This window comes from Burkholderia sp. JPY481 (genome assembly GCF_038900515.1).
Lineage (GTDB): Bacteria > Pseudomonadota > Gammaproteobacteria > Burkholderiales > Burkholderiaceae > Paraburkholderia > Paraburkholderia youngii.
The window spans coordinates 24,225-39,978 of the sequence record NZ_JAYMRT010000011.1; the positions used below are offsets into that span (position 1 = coordinate 24,225).

19 protein-coding genes are annotated in these 15,754 nt (G+C 63.2%); 13 read left to right on the forward strand and 6 right to left on the reverse strand.

The window, feature by feature from the left end:
• Positions 1 to 8: 8 nt before the first annotated feature.
• Positions 9 to 236 carry a hypothetical protein gene (locus VSR82_RS24340; RefSeq protein WP_429455856.1) on the forward strand — a complete coding sequence of 76 codons (228 nt, stop codon included), beginning with the start codon at positions 9 to 11 and terminating at the stop codon, positions 234 to 236.
• Between the two features lie 26 nt (positions 237 to 262).
• Here VSR82_RS24340 and VSR82_RS24345 read toward each other — a convergent pair whose 3' ends face one another.
• Positions 263 to 583 carry a methyltransferase family protein gene (locus tag VSR82_RS24345; protein ID WP_429455855.1) on the reverse strand — a complete coding sequence of 107 codons (321 nt, stop codon included), beginning with the start codon at positions 581 to 583 and terminating at the stop codon, positions 263 to 265.
• A 279-nt stretch (positions 584 to 862) separates the two neighbouring features.
• Positions 863 to 1,771: a transcriptional regulator GcvA gene (gcvA, locus tag VSR82_RS24350; RefSeq protein ID WP_498858131.1), complete on the reverse strand. Its 909-nt coding sequence runs from the start codon at positions 1,769 to 1,771 to the stop codon at positions 863 to 865.
• A 113-nt stretch (positions 1,772 to 1,884) separates the two neighbouring features.
• Here gcvA and VSR82_RS24355 point away from each other — a divergent pair, with 113 nt between their 5' ends.
• Entirely contained in the window at positions 1,885 to 2,838 is a 954-nt protein-coding gene (locus tag VSR82_RS24355) for a DMT family transporter (protein WP_368582252.1), read from the forward strand.
• A gap of 14 nt (positions 2,839 to 2,852) precedes the next feature.
• Here the strand turns inward: VSR82_RS24355 and VSR82_RS24360 are convergent, their stop codons facing one another.
• Entirely contained in the window at positions 2,853 to 3,533 is a 681-nt protein-coding gene (locus VSR82_RS24360; protein WP_429455854.1) for a response regulator transcription factor, read from the reverse strand.
• A gap of 171 nt (positions 3,534 to 3,704) precedes the next feature.
• On the opposite strand from VSR82_RS24360, the gene VSR82_RS24365 reads away from it, so the two are divergent.
• Complete coding sequence (locus tag VSR82_RS24365; RefSeq protein ID WP_429455853.1) at positions 3,705 to 4,400, forward strand: phosphatase PAP2 family protein; 696 nt, start codon at positions 3,705 to 3,707, stop codon at positions 4,398 to 4,400.
• A gap of 95 nt (positions 4,401 to 4,495) precedes the next feature.
• Here VSR82_RS24365 and VSR82_RS24370 read toward each other — a convergent pair whose 3' ends face one another.
• Positions 4,496 to 5,425: a LysR family transcriptional regulator gene (locus VSR82_RS24370; protein ID WP_429455852.1), complete on the reverse strand. Its 930-nt coding sequence runs from the start codon at positions 5,423 to 5,425 to the stop codon at positions 4,496 to 4,498.
• 87 nt (positions 5,426 to 5,512) lie between these two features.
• Here VSR82_RS24370 and VSR82_RS24375 point away from each other — a divergent pair, with 87 nt between their 5' ends.
• Together VSR82_RS24375 and VSR82_RS24380 are read left to right on the forward strand one after the other, a co-directional pair.
• Positions 5,513 to 6,046: a DUF8737 domain-containing protein gene (locus tag VSR82_RS24375; RefSeq protein WP_429455851.1), complete on the forward strand. Its 534-nt coding sequence runs from the start codon at positions 5,513 to 5,515 to the stop codon at positions 6,044 to 6,046.
• Between the two features lie 276 nt (positions 6,047 to 6,322).
• Positions 6,323 to 7,135, forward strand: coding sequence for a DUF4377 domain-containing protein (locus VSR82_RS24380; protein WP_429455850.1), 813 nt, complete (start codon positions 6,323 to 6,325; stop codon positions 7,133 to 7,135).
• A gap of 57 nt (positions 7,136 to 7,192) precedes the next feature.
• Here VSR82_RS24380 and VSR82_RS24385 read toward each other — a convergent pair whose 3' ends face one another.
• A complete protein-coding gene (locus tag VSR82_RS24385) occupies positions 7,193 to 7,483 on the reverse strand; it encodes a hypothetical protein (RefSeq protein ID WP_410851376.1) in 291 nt (96 codons plus the stop codon).
• 110 nt (positions 7,484 to 7,593) lie between these two features.
• On the opposite strand from VSR82_RS24385, the gene VSR82_RS24390 reads away from it, so the two are divergent.
• The 8 genes from VSR82_RS24390 to VSR82_RS24425 all read left to right on the forward strand — a co-directional run bounded on the left by VSR82_RS24390 (position 7,594) and on the right by VSR82_RS24425 (position 15,257).
• Entirely contained in the window at positions 7,594 to 8,559 is a 966-nt protein-coding gene (locus tag VSR82_RS24390) for a GlxA family transcriptional regulator (RefSeq protein ID WP_368582259.1), read from the forward strand.
• A 63-nt stretch (positions 8,560 to 8,622) separates the two neighbouring features.
• Complete coding sequence (locus VSR82_RS24395) at positions 8,623 to 9,045, forward strand: MarR family winged helix-turn-helix transcriptional regulator (protein ID WP_368582260.1); 423 nt, start codon at positions 8,623 to 8,625, stop codon at positions 9,043 to 9,045.
• 83 nt (positions 9,046 to 9,128) lie between these two features.
• Positions 9,129 to 9,551, forward strand: coding sequence for a MarR family winged helix-turn-helix transcriptional regulator (locus VSR82_RS24400; RefSeq protein ID WP_429455849.1), 423 nt, complete (start codon positions 9,129 to 9,131; stop codon positions 9,549 to 9,551).
• An 81-nt stretch (positions 9,552 to 9,632) separates the two neighbouring features.
• The gene (locus tag VSR82_RS24405; protein ID WP_410851374.1) at positions 9,633 to 10,733 is read left to right on the forward strand and encodes an HlyD family secretion protein; all 1,101 of its coding nucleotides are present in this window, start codon (positions 9,633 to 9,635) and stop codon (positions 10,731 to 10,733) included.
• Between the two features lie 7 nt (positions 10,734 to 10,740).
• A complete protein-coding gene (locus VSR82_RS24410) occupies positions 10,741 to 12,312 on the forward strand; it encodes a DHA2 family efflux MFS transporter permease subunit (RefSeq protein ID WP_410851373.1) in 1,572 nt (523 codons plus the stop codon).
• A gap of 9 nt (positions 12,313 to 12,321) precedes the next feature.
• Positions 12,322 to 13,746, forward strand: coding sequence for an efflux transporter outer membrane subunit (locus tag VSR82_RS24415; protein WP_429455848.1), 1,425 nt, complete (start codon positions 12,322 to 12,324; stop codon positions 13,744 to 13,746).
• 187 nt (positions 13,747 to 13,933) lie between these two features.
• Positions 13,934 to 14,869, forward strand: coding sequence for a 2-dehydropantoate 2-reductase (gene panE / locus VSR82_RS24420; RefSeq protein ID WP_368582265.1), 936 nt, complete (start codon positions 13,934 to 13,936; stop codon positions 14,867 to 14,869).
• Positions 14,870 to 14,957: 88 nt separating this feature from the next.
• On the forward strand, positions 14,958 to 15,257 hold the full coding sequence (locus tag VSR82_RS24425; protein WP_026228439.1) for a hypothetical protein: 300 nt from the start codon (positions 14,958 to 14,960) through the stop codon (positions 15,255 to 15,257).
• Positions 15,258 to 15,284: 27 nt separating this feature from the next.
• Here the strand turns inward: VSR82_RS24425 and VSR82_RS24430 are convergent, their stop codons facing one another.
• Entirely contained in the window at positions 15,285 to 15,722 is a 438-nt protein-coding gene (locus tag VSR82_RS24430) for a carboxymuconolactone decarboxylase family protein (RefSeq protein WP_410851371.1), read from the reverse strand.
• Positions 15,723 to 15,754 lie beyond the last annotated feature (32 nt).

Consider the following 15,754-nt stretch of genomic DNA (forward strand, 5'->3'; position numbering starts at 1 on the left):
ACCCGCTCATGAAGTCTCTTTGCTTCGCAGCATTTCTCGTTTTCGCTGCCGGCTGCACGTCGACCTCGCCGCCGGCGAGTCCTCAGGCGGCGCACGATACGAACGCCTACCTGCTGCACGGTCCCGACGCCGCTGCGAGACCACCGCGACTCACCGTCGGCACCAGCTATTCCGACACGCAACTGATACTGCCGTGGTTCCTCAACGACATTATTAACTTCGTGAACTATCGCTAGTCTGGAAACTTTTTTCCAGAAAGCGTTCACAGCCAGCGACGCACAGACGCCTTGTAGGCCAGGTATTCCGACGGAAAGCGGCTTTCCAGATAGCGCTCTTCCCGCGGGATGACCACGAGTGACATCAGCGCCACCGCCGGCACGAGGGTGAGCAGTAGCCAAAGACTGTTGACCGAGAACGCAATGCCTAACTGGAGCAGCGAAAAAGCCAGGTAGATGGGATTGTGGCTGCATCGAAAGGGCCCCTTGCTGACGATAGCGGTGGTGGGCCGATTTCCCGGCACGGGGGTGTCAGCGGCCCGAAGCGTGCGCACGGCCCAGAGAAACAGCACGACAGCGACCAGCACTGCGCTGCCCCGAGTGGCCCGCTCACTGTATGAGGCACAAGCTGCACTGGCCATGCGAAATGCAGCAACACGCCAAGGGCGATTGCACTCAGGTAGACAAAAGGCGGCCGTATGATCCCCGGGTTTGCGACTGGCGGCACCATCGCTGGCTCCGCCTTTTCGTTGCGGTCCTCGCTTGCCATATCCGCCTCCAACTCTCGCTGCAGCTCGACCCCTCGATTACGACGCACCGGGATTGGCGCCATAGCCCACGCTGCCGCTCCTGGCCGAAGCCAGCATTCATCTCGTGTCTGCCAGAAATCGCCGCACTTCGGCTGCTAACCAGTCGCGCAGCGCGCAGACCTTGGGATGATCGCGATTGCCGACGCGATAGACCAGATCATAGCCGCGCTCGACTTTCAGGCGAATGTCGGGAAACGGCGCGACGAGGCGTCCAGCCACGATGTCATCGCCTACCAGGGCGCTGCGTCCGAGAGCTACGCCTTCGCCACGAATGGCTGCCTCGATGGCCATGCTTCCGTGACCGTATGCGGGACCTCGACCTCTGCGGTTCCTGTCCACGTCCGCGTAGGCGAACCACTGTTCCCAATTGGCCAACATCCGGTCTTCATGCAGCAGCGTGCAGCGTGTGAGATCAGCCGGAGTCGTCAACCCGCCGACTTCTTCGCGGTAGCTGGGGCTACAAACCGGTGTCACGGTTTCTTCGAGAATCCGTTCGGACTGCACGCGAGGATAGCGACCCCCGCCGTAACGCACGGCTGCGTCGACCTGCCCATCGTCCAGATCGACATTGCGATCGATCACGTCGAGATGCACATCGAGTTCCGGATGAATCGCCTTGAAGCGATGAAGGCGCGGCGCCAGCCACTTGGTCGCGAACGAAACGCTGGTACTGATCGTCATGCTTGCGAGGCTGTCGTGTCCGCGCAGGCTCTCGGCTTCCCTCGTCAGCTCGCCCAGTAGTCGAGCTACAGCAAAGTGAAACTCGGTTCCCGCATCGGTCAGGATGATCCGGCGCGTGAGGCGGCGGAACAGCGGAACACCGAGATGATTCTCGAGCGTCTTGATGTGCCGGCTCACTGCGCCGTGGGTCACGTGCAGTTCCTCGGCGGCCAGCGTCATGCTCAGTAGTCGCGCAGTCGCTTCGAACGCGCGCAGGGTTTGCAGCGGTGGAAGCCGATCGAACATGATGGGCCGTTATGTGTGAGTTTTGCTCACGCATTATATGACGACAAATCGTTTGTCAACGATCCGCGCGGCCGCGAATATCTCCATTCAATGTCTTTTTCGCACCAACGCCCATGTCGAGCCCAAGCCTGAGTGATGCCCGTTCCGGGGTGGTCGTCAATGACCACGCAGCCAAGACGATCACGATGCGGAGTTTCGGCGCATTGCTGGTCCTCGCGGTGATGTGGGGACTATCCATACCGGTGACCAAACTGGGACTCGAGTCGCTACCCCCGCTGACGCTCACCGCAATGCGTTTTGCCGTAGCCGTGCCGCTACTGCTCATCTTCGCGGTGGGCCGGCATCCGTTGCCGCGGCACGCATGGCCGCGCGTCGCCATGCTAGGCGTGCTGGGCATCGGCATCGGACAGGTCGCGCAGACCTTTGGCGTCTCGGGCACCTCGGCGTCTGTCGGCACCATCATTTCCGCGACCATTCCGGTTTTTATCGTGTTCTTTGCGGCGCTGCGCCTCAAACAGCATGTATCGGGTTGGCAAAAGCTGGGACTGCTAGCGGCATTCGCGGGCATCGCGTTGGTCGCGTTCGCCCGCGAGCACGGCGCAGCGACGCTGTCCGATACCACTGCGGGCGGCGCGATTTGCGTGCTGCTGTCGGCGCTCGCGATTGCGTTCTATTACGTCTGGAGCGTCGAACTCACGACCGCATATGGCACTGCGACGGTTGCAGCCTGGAGCACGCTGTTCGGTTTCGTTGCACTGCTGCCGTGGGCGGCGTGGGAGATGTGGCACGTTCCATTTCACGTTACCACGCAGGGTGTATCAGCCGCGGTATATCTCGGGGTGATCGTGACTGTTGCCGGCCTGTTCATGTGGCTCAACCTGCTGCGTATCGTTCCGGCGCGGGTTGCCGCGAGCGTTCAGTTCCTCCAGCCGATCTTCGGCATTGCCGCTGCATCATTCATGTTCGGCGACAGGGTCGGCCCATCGTTCGTGGTCGGCGTGGCTCTCGTGCTGGCCGGACTCGCGCTCACGATGGTTTCTCGCAACGAAGCGGGTAACCGCGCTTGAAACAGGAACGTCCGCTAGCCAGCGAAGCGGACTGTCGAGTCAGGTGTTCGCAGACAATAGCCTGCGCCGCGTACCGTCACGATCCGTCCTGCTCCGATTTTTCGTCGCAAGCCACACACCTGCACTTCGATGGCATTGCTGGCGATTTCCTCGCGTGGATCGCATATCCTCGCTTCAAGTTCCGAGCGAGTGAAAACGCGCGCCGGATCTTCGATCAGCGCCTGTAGCAGAGCGAACCCGCGCGGCGCCAGCGTGAGCGGTTCTCCATGCAGGGTGACTCGATGAGAGGCTGCATCCAGCATGAGGCCATCGTACGCGAGAACGGGAACCGTCCGTACCACTCTGCGACGCGTCAACGCACGTACGCGCGCCGCAAGTTCATCGACGTCGAATGGTTTGACCAGGTAATCGTCCGCGCCTGCGTCGAGTGCGGCAATACAACTTTTCAGTTCCCTCTGTGCCGTCACGATGATGATCAGGGCATCGCCACCGCACTCTCGATAACGCTTCAGCGCGTCAATAAGGTTGATTCCCGACAGGTCAGGGTCGAGCATGATGAGGTCGTACATGCAGTCCGGCCAACTCATGGGCTCGCCAACGACACTCATCCAATTGATGGTATGGCCCGCACGTCGCAACGTATCGACGACCGGTCCAGCGATCAACTCATCCTTTCCCATCAACAGCAACTGCATGGCAACAGATCCCTTGAATGCGCGTCGGTTGTTCGTCTTGTCGGTTCGGCGCGATCGTAAGGTAACCATGCTGAAGAATTGCTTAAGAGAAGCGGACTGGCTGTTCGCGAGTAACGCAAACGTTCGCTACCGCACCGATTGCTCGAAAGCTTTTGCGGACACTCCTGACGAATGGACCCTTTCGATACCGCAATCCAAGCTTTCCTGACGCACATGGCGCTGAATTGCGCCATGTTGAATCACGCCATAAGAATCATCGCGGACCTATACACATTCAAGGGTTTGGTGCTCATACCAGTATTGTGGTGGATATGGTTCAAACCCAGCCAGCGTGGTGATTGGGAGCGTGAAATGGTCGTCGCGACGATCGCGAGCGGCCTTCTTGCGCTCGCGATATTCAGGCTTATTGCCCATTATTTGCCATTCCGAATACGGCCTCTGTTTAATCCTGAGCTACACCTGAGTTTTCCGTCGGGTGGTCTGGAAGCGGCCGTGTTGCCAGCCTGGAGCTCCTTCCCAAGTGACCACGCGATGCTGTGGATTTCGGTCGCAACCGGGATCTTTCTGGTGTCGCGCCGCGCCGGTGTGCTCGCGCTTTTATACACCGCGATCTTCATATGTCTGCCTCGCGTTTATCTCGGATGGCACTATCCGACCGACATAATCGCGGGGGCGGCGATTGGCGCGACCATCACATGGATAATGACTCGGGACGCCGTTAGAACACGTATTTCAGTGCCGATTCTGGGGTGGATGCACAGATTTCCCGGGCCGTCTTATATGCTGTCGTTTGCTTTATGTTTCGAATTGGTAACACAGTTCAACGAGTTACTCGTTCTGGGGCGGTCGATATTACAAGGCTCATGAGTTGAAAGCGGTCGCCGCTAGCGCGGCCGTACCGTAATCGCCAAATGGTTGCCAGAAATGGCGGCCAGACCACAGGTACTCCTGCAGACCGGCAATCAGCGCCCATTTTGGGTACTCGCCGTGCGGCTCTTCACATGATCGATGAACGCACGCAGCTTCGGCATGATCTGCCGGCGGCTCGGATAGTAGAGAAACACGCCAGGGATCATCGGCGCATACGCCTCCAGAACGCGCACGAGCTTTCCGGTTCGCAACCCCTCGGCGGCCATCGGCTCGGGTAGCTGAGCAAGGCCGATGCCTGCGTTCGCCGCACCCAGCATGCCCAGAAAATCGCTGGCGATGAAAGGACCGGAAACGGCGACTTCGATCGGCTGGCCGTCGTCGTTGAACGACCACGACGCGAGCGCGCCGTTGGAGCGCCGCCAGCGAATGCAGGCATGCGTACGCAGATCGTCGATGTGCTCGGGGTGGCCGCGCGCCGCGAAATAGCCGGGACTTCCCACCACGACGAAGCGGAATGGCGCCGTCAACGGCACCGCGACCATGTCGGCGGCAACGAACTGGCCCAGCCGGATGCCGGCGTCGAACCCTTCCGCCGCGAGATCGATCAGCTCCTTGCTGGCCGCAATCTCCACCTCGACCTCGGGATTGGCCTCGCAGAACGACGCGATCAGCGGCTCCAGCAGGATCGGCACGACCGCGCGTGGCACCGAAAGACGCAACAGGCCGGACGGCCGCTCGCCGAGTCCGCGCGCCACCTCGCTGGCGGCGACGAGTTCCTCGAAAGCGGGCTTGGCGCGCGCCAGAAAGCGCTCGCCGGCTTCGGTCAAGCCGACGCTGCGCGTCGTGCGAATGAAAAGCGTCGCGCCGATGCGCGCTTCGAGCACGCGCACCGCCTGACTGATCGCCGACGGCGTCACGCCGAGCGCCGCGGCGGCGCCGCGAAAACTGCGATGCTCGGCCACGCTGAGGAAGACCTCGACGCCGTCGAGTGCACCCTGCCTGACTGTGAAGTTCTGCTTCATAGCCTGTCAACATTGTGAGGAATAGTCGCTCGCGCGAGACGATGGTACACCTATCACCTGCGCATCCAACATTCGACAGGAGGCATCATGTCAGCGCGGCTTCTCTTTCAGATGCATCTCGTTCTGGGCTACGTTGCCTGGTTGTTGTGCTTCCGCACCTACGTGTGGCCGAAGCTCAGGTCGATGGCGCCGTTCGACGCGCAACGCGCGATCGCCACCTTGCACAGCTTCCGTTTTTTCGGGCTCGCGTTCCTGCTACCCGGCGTCGTCAGTCCGCAACTGTCCGCGAGCTTCGCCGCGTTCGCCGCTTACGGAGATTTCGCCACGGGCGTGCTGGCGATGCTGGCCTTGCTGACGGCGCGGATACGGCCGCTTTTCTGGTCGTTCGTGGTTGCTTTCAATCTGGTCGGTATGGCCGATCTGCTTGTCGACTACTACCACGCGACAGCGGCCGATCTGCCCGCGCATTCAGGAGAACTGGGCGCCATGTACGCGATCCCGATCATCTATGTACCGACGCTGGCGATCACGCACGTTGCCGCCTTCTATCTGATGCTGCGCCCCCGGCTCAGGAGACTTCACGCCGCGCCCGCGGTGCGTCGCGACATATCCAAGGCGTAGCCTGCGTCACCTGCCGCAGTTCGGTAACCTAACGAAGAATCCAAGGCAGACATGGAACAGCATATTTCCGCCATCTACCTGCGTTATGCTGTCGGTCGTCGAGTCGATTGCTCGCGGCCTGAGCGACGCAGGTGCGCAAACCCGGCGTAACGTGGCCGGGTGGTGACCTTCACTGGCTTTTCCGGCTTTCGGGCATGCGACCTGATGCTCGCGTCCCTTCGCCAGGCGACGCGGGCCAACGCCCGGAACAACCACTGAACTCACCGAGGTGCCGACGTGAAATACCGCTTGCTCCTGCTGCCGCTCGTTCTCGCCGCGTGCGCGCAGACACCCGAAGTGACAGCGCCGGCTCCCACGGCGACCACGGCCGCGGCGAACCCGGCGGCGCCGACCGGCACCGATCAGCTGGCCCGCTACCACTGGCAGCTGAGCAACGCGATCGACAGCAACGGCAACCGCATCGATGCGCTGTTCGCCCGCCCGGACAAACCGGTGCAACTGGACTTCAGTCCGTATCGGATCACCGTCGTCAATAGCTGCAACAACATGGGAGCGGGTTACACGGTGAGGAAGGGGTATCTGCAGATCGGCCCGATGGTCACCACGATGATGGCCTGCAACGACCCCGCGCTTGCCGCACTCGACGATGCGATCTCGCAGCGAGTGCGCGGCAGCGTCAACGTGAACCTTCTCGCGCGCGACAACGGGCCGCGCCTGCAACTCGTCACGGATAACGGCGATACGCTGAGCTTTACCGGCGTGCCGACGGCCGAGACGCGCTACGGCGGCCCCGGTCAAATTGCATTCCTGGAGGTGGCGCCGCAGTCGGTGCCGTGCACCCATCCGTTGATGCCGGACGGGCAATGTCTGCTCGTGCGCGAACGTTTCTTCGACGAGCAGGGGCTGGCCACCGGCACGCCCGGTCCGTGGCAGCCGTTCAATCAGAATATCGAAGGCTATACGCACACGCCGGGCATCCGTAACGTGGTGCGCGTCAAGCGTTTTACGATCACGAACCCGCCCGCCGACGGACCGTCGGTGGCTTATGTACTGGACCTCGTGGTTGAATCGGAGAAGGTCGGGCAGTGATGCTTCTGCTAGCGTGCCGCCGGCCAGGCCGGCGGCACCGTTATTCCGCCTGCAACATCATCCCTTGTGAATCAGCCGCCCGAGCGGCGCGAGCGGTCCCACCGGCAAATACTCATACTTCATCAGCCCGTCGGCCACGAGCGGCAACGCGTCGAGTATCGACCTGGCCTCATCGACCGATGCGACGTTCATCAGGAAGATCGGTCCGGCCTTGTCGCGGAACCAGAACTGCTCGACCTTGCCGTCCAGATAGAACTGCAGAGTGGCCGGCACCTCGTGGGGCAAGTGCTGCTGGAGCTTGTCCGGGGTGAGGGTCGGTTGTGCGGATGCGATGGCGAAAACTTTCATCTGTGACCTCCTTGGTCGACGTTCGTTGCGATGTACAACGGAGTTCACTGTAGCCCTCGTCCGGAAAAAGCTGTATCGTCGCAAATGACAACTTTAGGGTCATTTACGCCATGCGCATCGCGATCCTCGCCCTGCAGGGGCTGTTCGATACCGGCCTCACCGTCATGCTCGACGCGTTCTCGCTCGCCAACCGGTTCGCGGCCGCGAAGATGGGCGGACGGCCGCACTTCGAGCTGTCGATCGTCGGCGTGCGCAAGAAGGTCCAGTCGGGGCAGGGGTTCGCGATCCCCGTGCAAGCGATCACCGCCGACCTAAAACCGGACTGGGTGGTCATTCCCGCGCTCGGCACCGGCACCCCGGAGCAACTGGTGCCGGCGCTCGAACGGCCGGACGTGCGCGACGCCAGGGAACAATTGCTCGCGTGGCATGCACAGGGCACGTTGCTTGCCGCGTCATGCATCGGCACGTTCCTCGTCGCGGAAACCGGGCTCCTCGATCATCGCGAAGCGACGACGACCTGGTGGCTGAGTCCACTGTTCCGGCAGCGCTATCCGGCGGTGCTGCTCGACGAGTCGCGCATGCTGGTGCCAACGGAGGTCGGGGTGACGGCGGGCGCGGCGATGGGGCATCTCGATCTTGCGCTGTGGCTGATCCGTCGCGCGAGCCCCGAACTGGCCGCGCTCGTGTCGCGGTATCTGCTCGCGGATCTGCGCTCATCGCAGGCGCCTTACATCATTCCCAACCACCTCGCTCAGGCCGATCCGCTGATTCAGCGTTTCGAGCGATGGGCGCGCGATCATCTGAAGGAAGGGTTCTCGCTGCAGCACGCGGCAGCCGCACTGGCGACGAGCGCGCGCACGCTGCAGCGTCGTTGCCAGGACGTGCTCGGCAAATCGCCGTTGGGGTACTTTCAGGATCTGCGTGTCGAGCACGCGCAGTCGCTGCTGCATGGCAGCGGCCTCGGCATCGACGCGATCGCGGCCGAGGTCGGGTATGTCGACGGTGCCACGTTACGCACGCTATTGCGCCAACGACTGGGCAAGGGTGTGCGTGATCTGCGAGCGGATTTGCGGTGAGGGCTCCCAGTGCGTGCGCAGAAAAACTTGACATCGTGCATATGCACACATAGACTTGATTGCATGAACCGCCCTGTCTCCTACGATGAATGCAACTGCTTCGCGCTGCGCCAGGCGGCGCGGCATGTCACGCAGATCTACGAGCGCCATCTCGGCAGCGTCGGGCTGACGGCTGCGCAGTTCACGATCCTGGCAAAGCTCGCGCGCACCCCGAACCTGCCGATGGCGGAGCTCGCGGACGCGATGGTCATGGAGCGCACCACCCTGGTCCGCGCAATGAAGCCGCTGCAGCGCGACGGTCTCGTGCTGGCCGAAGCGGCGGACCACGACAACCGCACGCTGCTGTTCAGCCTGACGGAAAAGGGCGTGACTACCTTCGATCAGGCCTCGGTCGCATGGCGCGCCGCGCAGGACGAGTTCGAAAAGAAGTTCGGTCGCGCCCGCGCGAAGACGCTGCGCGCGGAGCTGTTCAGCATCACCGACTAGATCGGCACCGGAGCCCGCCTCGGCGGGTTTTATAATGCCGCTTCATGTGCATATGCACTAACGAGCAAAAGGAAGGGAAGCGAATGGAAGCGCTCCTAGATGACGACTGCTTTGCGATCCGCCAGGCCGCGCGTCACGTATCGCAGATCTATGATCGGCATCTGTCGAATGTCGACCTGACCATCACGCAGTTTTCGCTGCTGGGGCGTCTGAAGCGCACCGGTCCGATGACGATGAAGCAGATCGCCGAAGCCATGCGCATGCAGCGCACCACGCTGGTCCGCACGATCCAGCCGCTGCGCCGCGACGGGCTCGTGTCGAGCGAGGCACTGGGTGCGGATGCACGCACGCTGCTGATCTCGCTGACACCCGAGGGCGAACAGCGGTTAGCCTCGGCCCGCGCGTACTGGTACGCCGCACAGGCCGAGTTCGAACACCGCTTCGGCGAGAAGCGCGCGGCCGCGCTGCGCAGCGAGCTATTTGCGATCACCACAGATTCGCTTTGACATAAACGCTGAAGGTAGCGGAGGCCGGCGCACCGCGCCGTTTTTTTCAACCTGAAGAGTGCATACGCACATATCGACATCATGTCCACAACTCCCTCGACCGTCGCGCCCCCGAGCGCGGTACAACCAGCCCGAGCGGCGCGGCGTATCCCGTGGATGCTGCTCGCGATCCTGTCCGTTCTCGTCGTGCTGGCGCTGGCCACGTCGTACTGGTTCTTCGTCGGCCGCTTCCTCGAGACGACCGATGATGCCTACGTCGGCGGCGACGTCACGGTGATGGCGCCAAAAGTCAACGGCTTCGTCACCGACGTGCTGGTGCGCGACAACGAGTTCGTGCATGCCAACCAGGTGCTGGTGCGTCTCGACGCCCGCGATTACGACGCGCGTCTCGCGCAGGCCAACGCGGAAGTGGAGAGCGCGCAGGCCGCCGTCACCGAGCTCGAAGCGAAGAAATCGCTGCAACTCGCGGCGATCAACGAGCAGGCCGCGGAGGTCCGCGCGTCGGGCGCCGAGCTGACGCGCAGCGCGGCCGACCAGATCCGCTACCGCGAGCTCGTGAAGGACGACGCAGTGTCGAACCAGGTCGTCGAGAAAGCCGATGCCGATCTGACCAAAGCGCGCGCCGCGGTCGATCGCAGCGGCGCGGCGCTGCTCGCGGCGCAACGCCAGATCGCGGTGCTCGACGCGCAGATCGGCGACGCGAAAGCGCGCATAGCGACCGCGCAGGCCGCGCAGCGCGTCGCCGCGTTGAACGTGGAATACACGACGATCCGCTCGCCGATCGACGGCTATGTCGGCAATCGGACCGCGCGCGTCGGGCTGCTCGCCAACACCGGCGTGTCGCTGCTGACCGTCGTGCCCGCGAGCGGCCTGTGGATCGACGCGAACTTCAAGGAAGACCAGCTGCGCAAGATGCGCGCGGGCGACAGCGTCGAGGTCCAGCTCGACGCGTCGAATACCACGCTGCATGGCGTGGTCGAAAGCCTTGCGCCGGCGACCGGCGCGACCTTCAGCGTATTGCCCGCGGAAAACGCGACCGGCAACTTCACGAAGATCGTGCAGCGCGTGCCGGTGCGCGTGCGCCTCGACGTGCCGAAGGACATGCAAGGCGTGTTGCGTCCCGGCCTCTCCGCGACGGTGAAAGTGCACGTCGATGCGGGCCATCCGGCCGCGCAGGGATGAACCGATCATGACCGACGTTCTCGACAACCCCGCCGACCAGCCGACCCGCACCAAGGTCTTCGCATTCGCGCTGATGTGCGTGGGCTTTTTCATGGCGACGCTCGATATCCAGATCGTCGCGTCGTCGCTGCGCGATATCGGTGGCGGGCTGTCCGCGAGTCAGGACGAACTGTCGTGGGTGCAGACCTCGTATCTGATCGCGGAGATCATCGTGATTCCGATGTCGGGGTGGCTCACGCGCGTGTTCTCGACACGGTGGCTGTTCACGTTTTCCGCGTTCGGCTTCACGGTGACCAGCATGCTGTGCGGGCTCGCATGGGACATCAACTCGATGATCCTGTTTCGCGGTCTGCAAGGCGCGCTTGGCGCCGCGATGATCCCGACCGTGTTTACGACCGCGTTCGTGCTGTTTCCCGGCAAGCAGCGTTTGATCGCATCGACGACGATCGGCGCGCTCGCGTCGCTGGCACCGACGATCGGCCCGGTGATCGGCGGCTGGATCACGTCGCAATGGTCGTGGCACTGGCTGTTCTATCTGAACCTGGTACCGGGCGTCGCCGTTACGCTGCTGGTGCCGAAGTACGTGCATATCGACAGGGTCGATCTGTCGCTGCTGAAGAAGGGCGACTACGTCGGCATCCTGCTGATGTCGGGTTTTCTCGGCTGCCTCGAATACGTGCTCGAAGAAGGGCCGCGCAAGAACTGGTTCGGCGACGACGTGATCGTGCTGTGCGCGTGGGTCGCGGCGATCTGCGGGTTTCTGTTCCTCGTGCATGCGTTCACCGCGAAGGAACCGATCGTCGACCTGCGCGCGCTGGCGCTGCGCAACTTCGGTATCGGCAGTCTGCTGTCGTTCATCACCGGGATCGGGATCTTCTGCACCGTGTTTCTGACGCCGGTGTTTCTTGCCCGCGTGCGCGGCTTCGATTCGTTGCAGATCGGCCTCGCGTTGCTATCGGTCGGCTGTTTTCAGTTGCTCGCGCTCGGCGCGTACTCGACGCTCGCGCGCTTCGTCGATATGCGCTTGCTGATGGTGTTCGGCCTCGCGCTGTTTGGCATCGGCTGCTATCTGTACGTGCCGTTGACGAACCAATGGGGCTGGCAGCAACTGCTAATTCCGCAAGCCTTGCGCGGAATCGGCCAGCAGTTCTGTATTCCGCCGATTGTGACGATGGCGCTCGGCGCGTTGCCGCCGTCGCGGCTGCGCTCCGCGAGCGGACTGTTCAATCTGATGCGTAATCTCGGCGGCGCGATCGGCATCGCGGTCAGCAGCACGATGTTGAACGACCGTCTGAATCTTCACTACGAACGGCTCGACGAACATCTGAACGCGGGCCGTCCGGTCGTCGAATCGATCTTGCAGAAGCAGGCCGAGTATTTGTCGGCAGTCGGCGGCAACGTATTGAATGCTGCGAATGCGGGGCTGGCCGAATTGCACGAGGCATTGATGCGCGAAGCGCTGGTGCTCGCGTTTTCCGACGCCTTTCTGGCGGTTGCGCTGTGCTTCGTGGTCGCTTTGCTGAGCGTGCTGTTTTCGCGGCCGTTCGGCAACACCGCGCCCCCGCCCGATGCCCACTAGGAGTCCAACATGAAACGGATGGCGATGAAATTAGTGGCGAGCGCGGCATTTTTGACGCTCGCGGCCTGCGCGGTGCACCCGGCCACGCACGCGGATTTGCCGCATGCGGTGCAGACGCTGGCGCCGGCCGCCTGGAGCGTCGACGCACCGCAGGATAGCGTGAACACCGATGCCTGGTGGGCGCAATTCGGCGACCCGGTCATGCATCAGCTGATCGAATCGGTGTTGACCGGCAACCTCGACGTGCAAGCCGCGGCCGAGCGCGTGAAACAGTCGCAGGATCTGGTGACGCAGAATCGCGCCGCGCTGCTGCCGGAGCTGAATGCGAACGCGGGCGCTTCGATCGAGCGGCAGAACACGCCGCCGCCGCTCGGCTATGTGCGCCAGGCCGGCTTCGGCCTCGCCGCGAGCTGGACCCCGGACGTGTTCGGCGGCGAACGACTCGCGGTGCTCGCGTCGCAGGCGCAGGTGTCGGGTAGCGTTGGGGCGCTGAACCAGTTGCGGCTCGCGCTCGCGGCGAACACGGCGGCAGCATATATCGATCTGCGCTGGGCGCAGGCGCAATTGCAGATCCTCGACGACAACGAGCAAATCCGCAGCCGCGCGCTGAAGCTCACGCAGGCGCGTCTGCATTACGGACTGTCGACCCAGCTCGACGTCGCCCGCGCGCAGAATCAGTTGCAGGATTTGCAGGCACAGATTCCGCGCATGCAATCGACGGTCCAGCATCAGCTGAGCCTGATCGCCGTGTATTCGGGGCGTACGCCGGAAAGTCTGGATACGCTGCTGCTTTCCAGCGCGCGCGAGATTCCGGTGCCTGCGCAAAGCGCGCCGCAGGTATTGCCGTCCGACGCGTTGCTGCATCGGCCCGACGTGCGCACCGCTTATGCGCTCGTCGAACAGCGTGCGGCGGAAGTGGGAGTATCGAAGGCCCAGCGCTATCCGCAGTTCAAGATCAACCTGACGAATGGGCTGCTCGCATCGTCGTACCTTGGCTTGCCGACGCTGACCGACAATCTGTTCAGCGCCGCGTTGAATGCAACGAGCCCGATCTTCAACGCCGGGCGCATCACCGCGAACATCGACGCGAGCGAGAGCCGCATGCGCGAATCGCAGCTCGGCCTGCAGCAGACGATGCTGCAGGCGCTCAAGGAGGTCGAGGACAATCGAAGCGATCTCGTCAGCGGCGCGGCGCAGGTGCAGCGCCTGGCCGGTGCGCTCGATGCGTCGAATCATGCGCTGCGTCTGTCGACCGAGTTGTATAAGGGCGGCGCGTCGAGCTTCCTCGACGTGCTCGACGCGCAGCAAGCGTATCTGCGCGATTCGGAATCGCTGAATCAGGCCCGGCGCGAGCACGCGCTTTCGGCGATCGCGCTGTACCGGTCGCTGGGGGGCGGGTGGGAGCAGGGAGAAACGGTCGCGTCCGGACAGTAAGGCACGCGTCAGCGCGATTGCAGCCAGAAGGCGCGGGACTTCGAAAGCGTCCGCGCCACAGTCGAGCCTCCCCGGAACCGATTCCCAATCTTTGCTACATTCTGCACAAGAAGCACGCGGCAACATCGGGATGCGTCCACCAGCGACGCGCATGATCGGCAAACCGAAATCTTTCAAGAGGCTCAAGATGCGAATTCTGGTAGTAGGGGCAGGCGCGGTTGGCGGTTATTTCGGCGGACGTCTGGCGGCGGCGGGGCAGGACGTGACCTTCCTCGTACGCGCCGGTCGCGCGGAAAAGCTGCGGCGCGACGGCCTCGTCATCAACAGCCCACGGGGCAATCTCCAGTTGCGCGACGTGAAGACGATCCTGGCCGGTGTCGCCAGCGAGCCGTTCGACCTCGTGCTGCTGAGCTGCAAAGCCTACAGTCTCGACGACGCGATCGATTCGTTCACGCCATTCGTCGGCGAAGAAACGCTGATCCTGCCGATGCTCAACGGCATGCGCCACATCGAGGTGCTGAGCGCGCGCTTCGGTAAGGAGCGCGTGCTCGGCGGCCAGTGTGTGATCGCCGCGACGCTCAATGCGGAGCAGCACATCATGCATCTGAACGACATGCAGGCGATTACGTTCGGCGAACTCGTGGGCGGCACCTCGGAGCGCACCCAGGCGATTGCCGATGCGATGTCGGGCGCGAAGTTCGACGTCGCGGTCAGCGACAACATCCTGCTGCGCATGTGGGAGAAATGGGTATTCCTCGCCACGCTGGCCGGCACCACCTGCTTGATGCGCGGTTCGGTCGGCGATATTCTGGCCGCGCCTGACGGCAAGCGCGTGATCGAGAAGCTGCTCGGCGAATGCCGCGCGGTGGCCGAACACAATGGCTTCACGATGGACGCGGACTTCGACGCGCGCGCCATCCAGGTGCTTCTGACGCCGTCGCCGCTGACCGCGTCGATGCTGCGCGACGTCGAAAACCGCTCGCACACCGAGGCGGATCATATTCTCGGCGACTTGATCACGCGCGGCGGCGACGCGCAAAAGGGCGAACACGCGTTGTCGCTGCTGCGCATCGCCTATAGTCATCTGAAGACGTACGAAGCGCGCCAGACCCGCACTTCCTGACGGCTCGCCGCGGTCGGCGCGAACGCGGACCGGGCGAACGGCGCGCCGCGCATGAGCGCCGCCGCAACCTGACGATCGGAGGTCAAGCATGCCGACTCCCACTGGATCGGTGCCCGCGCTCAGCGCCGCTTCCGCGACCGTGTTCTCGATCGGCATCGTGTTTCTCGGCTACTGGGGCATGTATGAGCCGACCGCCTGGCACAAGGCCGACATCGTAGTCTTCGTGCTCGCGTTGGCCGGCTTCGCGTGCCTCGGCCTCGTGCCGTGGATGGCGACGAGCCCCGTCGAGCCGGAGAATAGCGACTCACGCGTGCGGATCGCGCGGCATCTGTTTCTCGCGGGCGTGACCTCGATCTGGCTCGCGGTGGCGGTTTCCGTCATCTTCTAAAGCCTCGCGACTGCCAGGGCGCGCCGCTTACTCCGGCATCTTCCTGAACGACACCGCAATCCGGTTCCAGCCGTTGATCGCAACGATCAGCAGCGTCAGGTCGCTGATTTCCTGCTCGCTGAAATGCGGCTTCACTGCTTCCCATACCGTATCCGGTACGCGCGTTTGCGCGATCAGCGTCACCGCCTCTGTCCATTCGAGCGCCGCGCGTTCGCGCGCGGTGAAAAACGGCGCTTCGCGCCACGCGGCCACCGTCGCGAGACGCCGTTCGGTTTCGCCGTGCTTGCGCGCGTCGCTCACGTGCATGTCGAGGCAGAACGCACAGCCGTTGAGCTGGGACGCGCGAATCCGCACGAGTTCGGCGAGCGTCTTGTCGATCGTGCTCTTGCCGATCGTTTCCTCGAGCGCGAGCATCGCGCGCGTGCCGCTCGGGCTGGCCTTGTAGAAGTCGAGACGTGCTTGCATCAGAGAGTCCTGGTGAGTGTGCGAGGGGCGTC

Bases quoted from the DNA above. Each gene is read 5' to 3' on its own strand.
- VSR82_RS24340 (WP_429455856.1), top strand. From the start codon at position 9: ATGAAGTCTCTTTGCTTCGCAGCATTTCTCGTTTTCGCTGCCGGCTGC.
- VSR82_RS24360 (WP_429455854.1), bottom strand. From the start codon at position 3,533: ATGCAGTTGCTGTTGATGGGAAAGGATGAGTTGATCGCTGGACCGGTC.
- VSR82_RS24400 (WP_429455849.1), top strand. From the start codon at position 9,129: ATGGAAGCGCTCCTAGATGACGACTGCTTTGCGATCCGCCAGGCCGCG.
- VSR82_RS24405 (WP_410851374.1), top strand. From the start codon at position 9,633: ATGTCCACAACTCCCTCGACCGTCGCGCCCCCGAGCGCGGTACAACCA.
- VSR82_RS24410 (WP_410851373.1), top strand. From the start codon at position 10,741: ATGACCGACGTTCTCGACAACCCCGCCGACCAGCCGACCCGCACCAAG.
- panE (WP_368582265.1), top strand. From the start codon at position 13,934: ATGCGAATTCTGGTAGTAGGGGCAGGCGCGGTTGGCGGTTATTTCGGC.
- VSR82_RS24425 (WP_026228439.1), top strand. From the start codon at position 14,958: ATGCCGACTCCCACTGGATCGGTGCCCGCGCTCAGCGCCGCTTCCGCG.
- VSR82_RS24415 (WP_429455848.1), top strand. From the start codon at position 12,322: ATGAAACGGATGGCGATGAAATTAGTGGCGAGCGCGGCATTTTTGACG.
- VSR82_RS24365 (WP_429455853.1), top strand. From the start codon at position 3,705: ATGGACCCTTTCGATACCGCAATCCAAGCTTTCCTGACGCACATGGCG.
- VSR82_RS24390 (WP_368582259.1), top strand. From the start codon at position 7,594: ATGCGCATCGCGATCCTCGCCCTGCAGGGGCTGTTCGATACCGGCCTC.
- VSR82_RS24430 (WP_410851371.1), bottom strand. From the start codon at position 15,722: ATGCAAGCACGTCTCGACTTCTACAAGGCCAGCCCGAGCGGCACGCGC.
- VSR82_RS24385 (WP_410851376.1), bottom strand. From the start codon at position 7,483: ATGAAAGTTTTCGCCATCGCATCCGCACAACCGACCCTCACCCCGGAC.
- VSR82_RS24375 (WP_429455851.1), top strand. From the start codon at position 5,513: ATGTCAGCGCGGCTTCTCTTTCAGATGCATCTCGTTCTGGGCTACGTT.
- VSR82_RS24395 (WP_368582260.1), top strand. From the start codon at position 8,623: ATGAACCGCCCTGTCTCCTACGATGAATGCAACTGCTTCGCGCTGCGC.
- gcvA (WP_498858131.1), bottom strand. From the start codon at position 1,771: ATGTTCGATCGGCTTCCACCGCTGCAAACCCTGCGCGCGTTCGAAGCG.
- VSR82_RS24355 (WP_368582252.1), top strand. From the start codon at position 1,885: ATGTCGAGCCCAAGCCTGAGTGATGCCCGTTCCGGGGTGGTCGTCAAT.
- VSR82_RS24370 (WP_429455852.1), bottom strand. From the start codon at position 5,425: ATGAAGCAGAACTTCACAGTCAGGCAGGGTGCACTCGACGGCGTCGAG.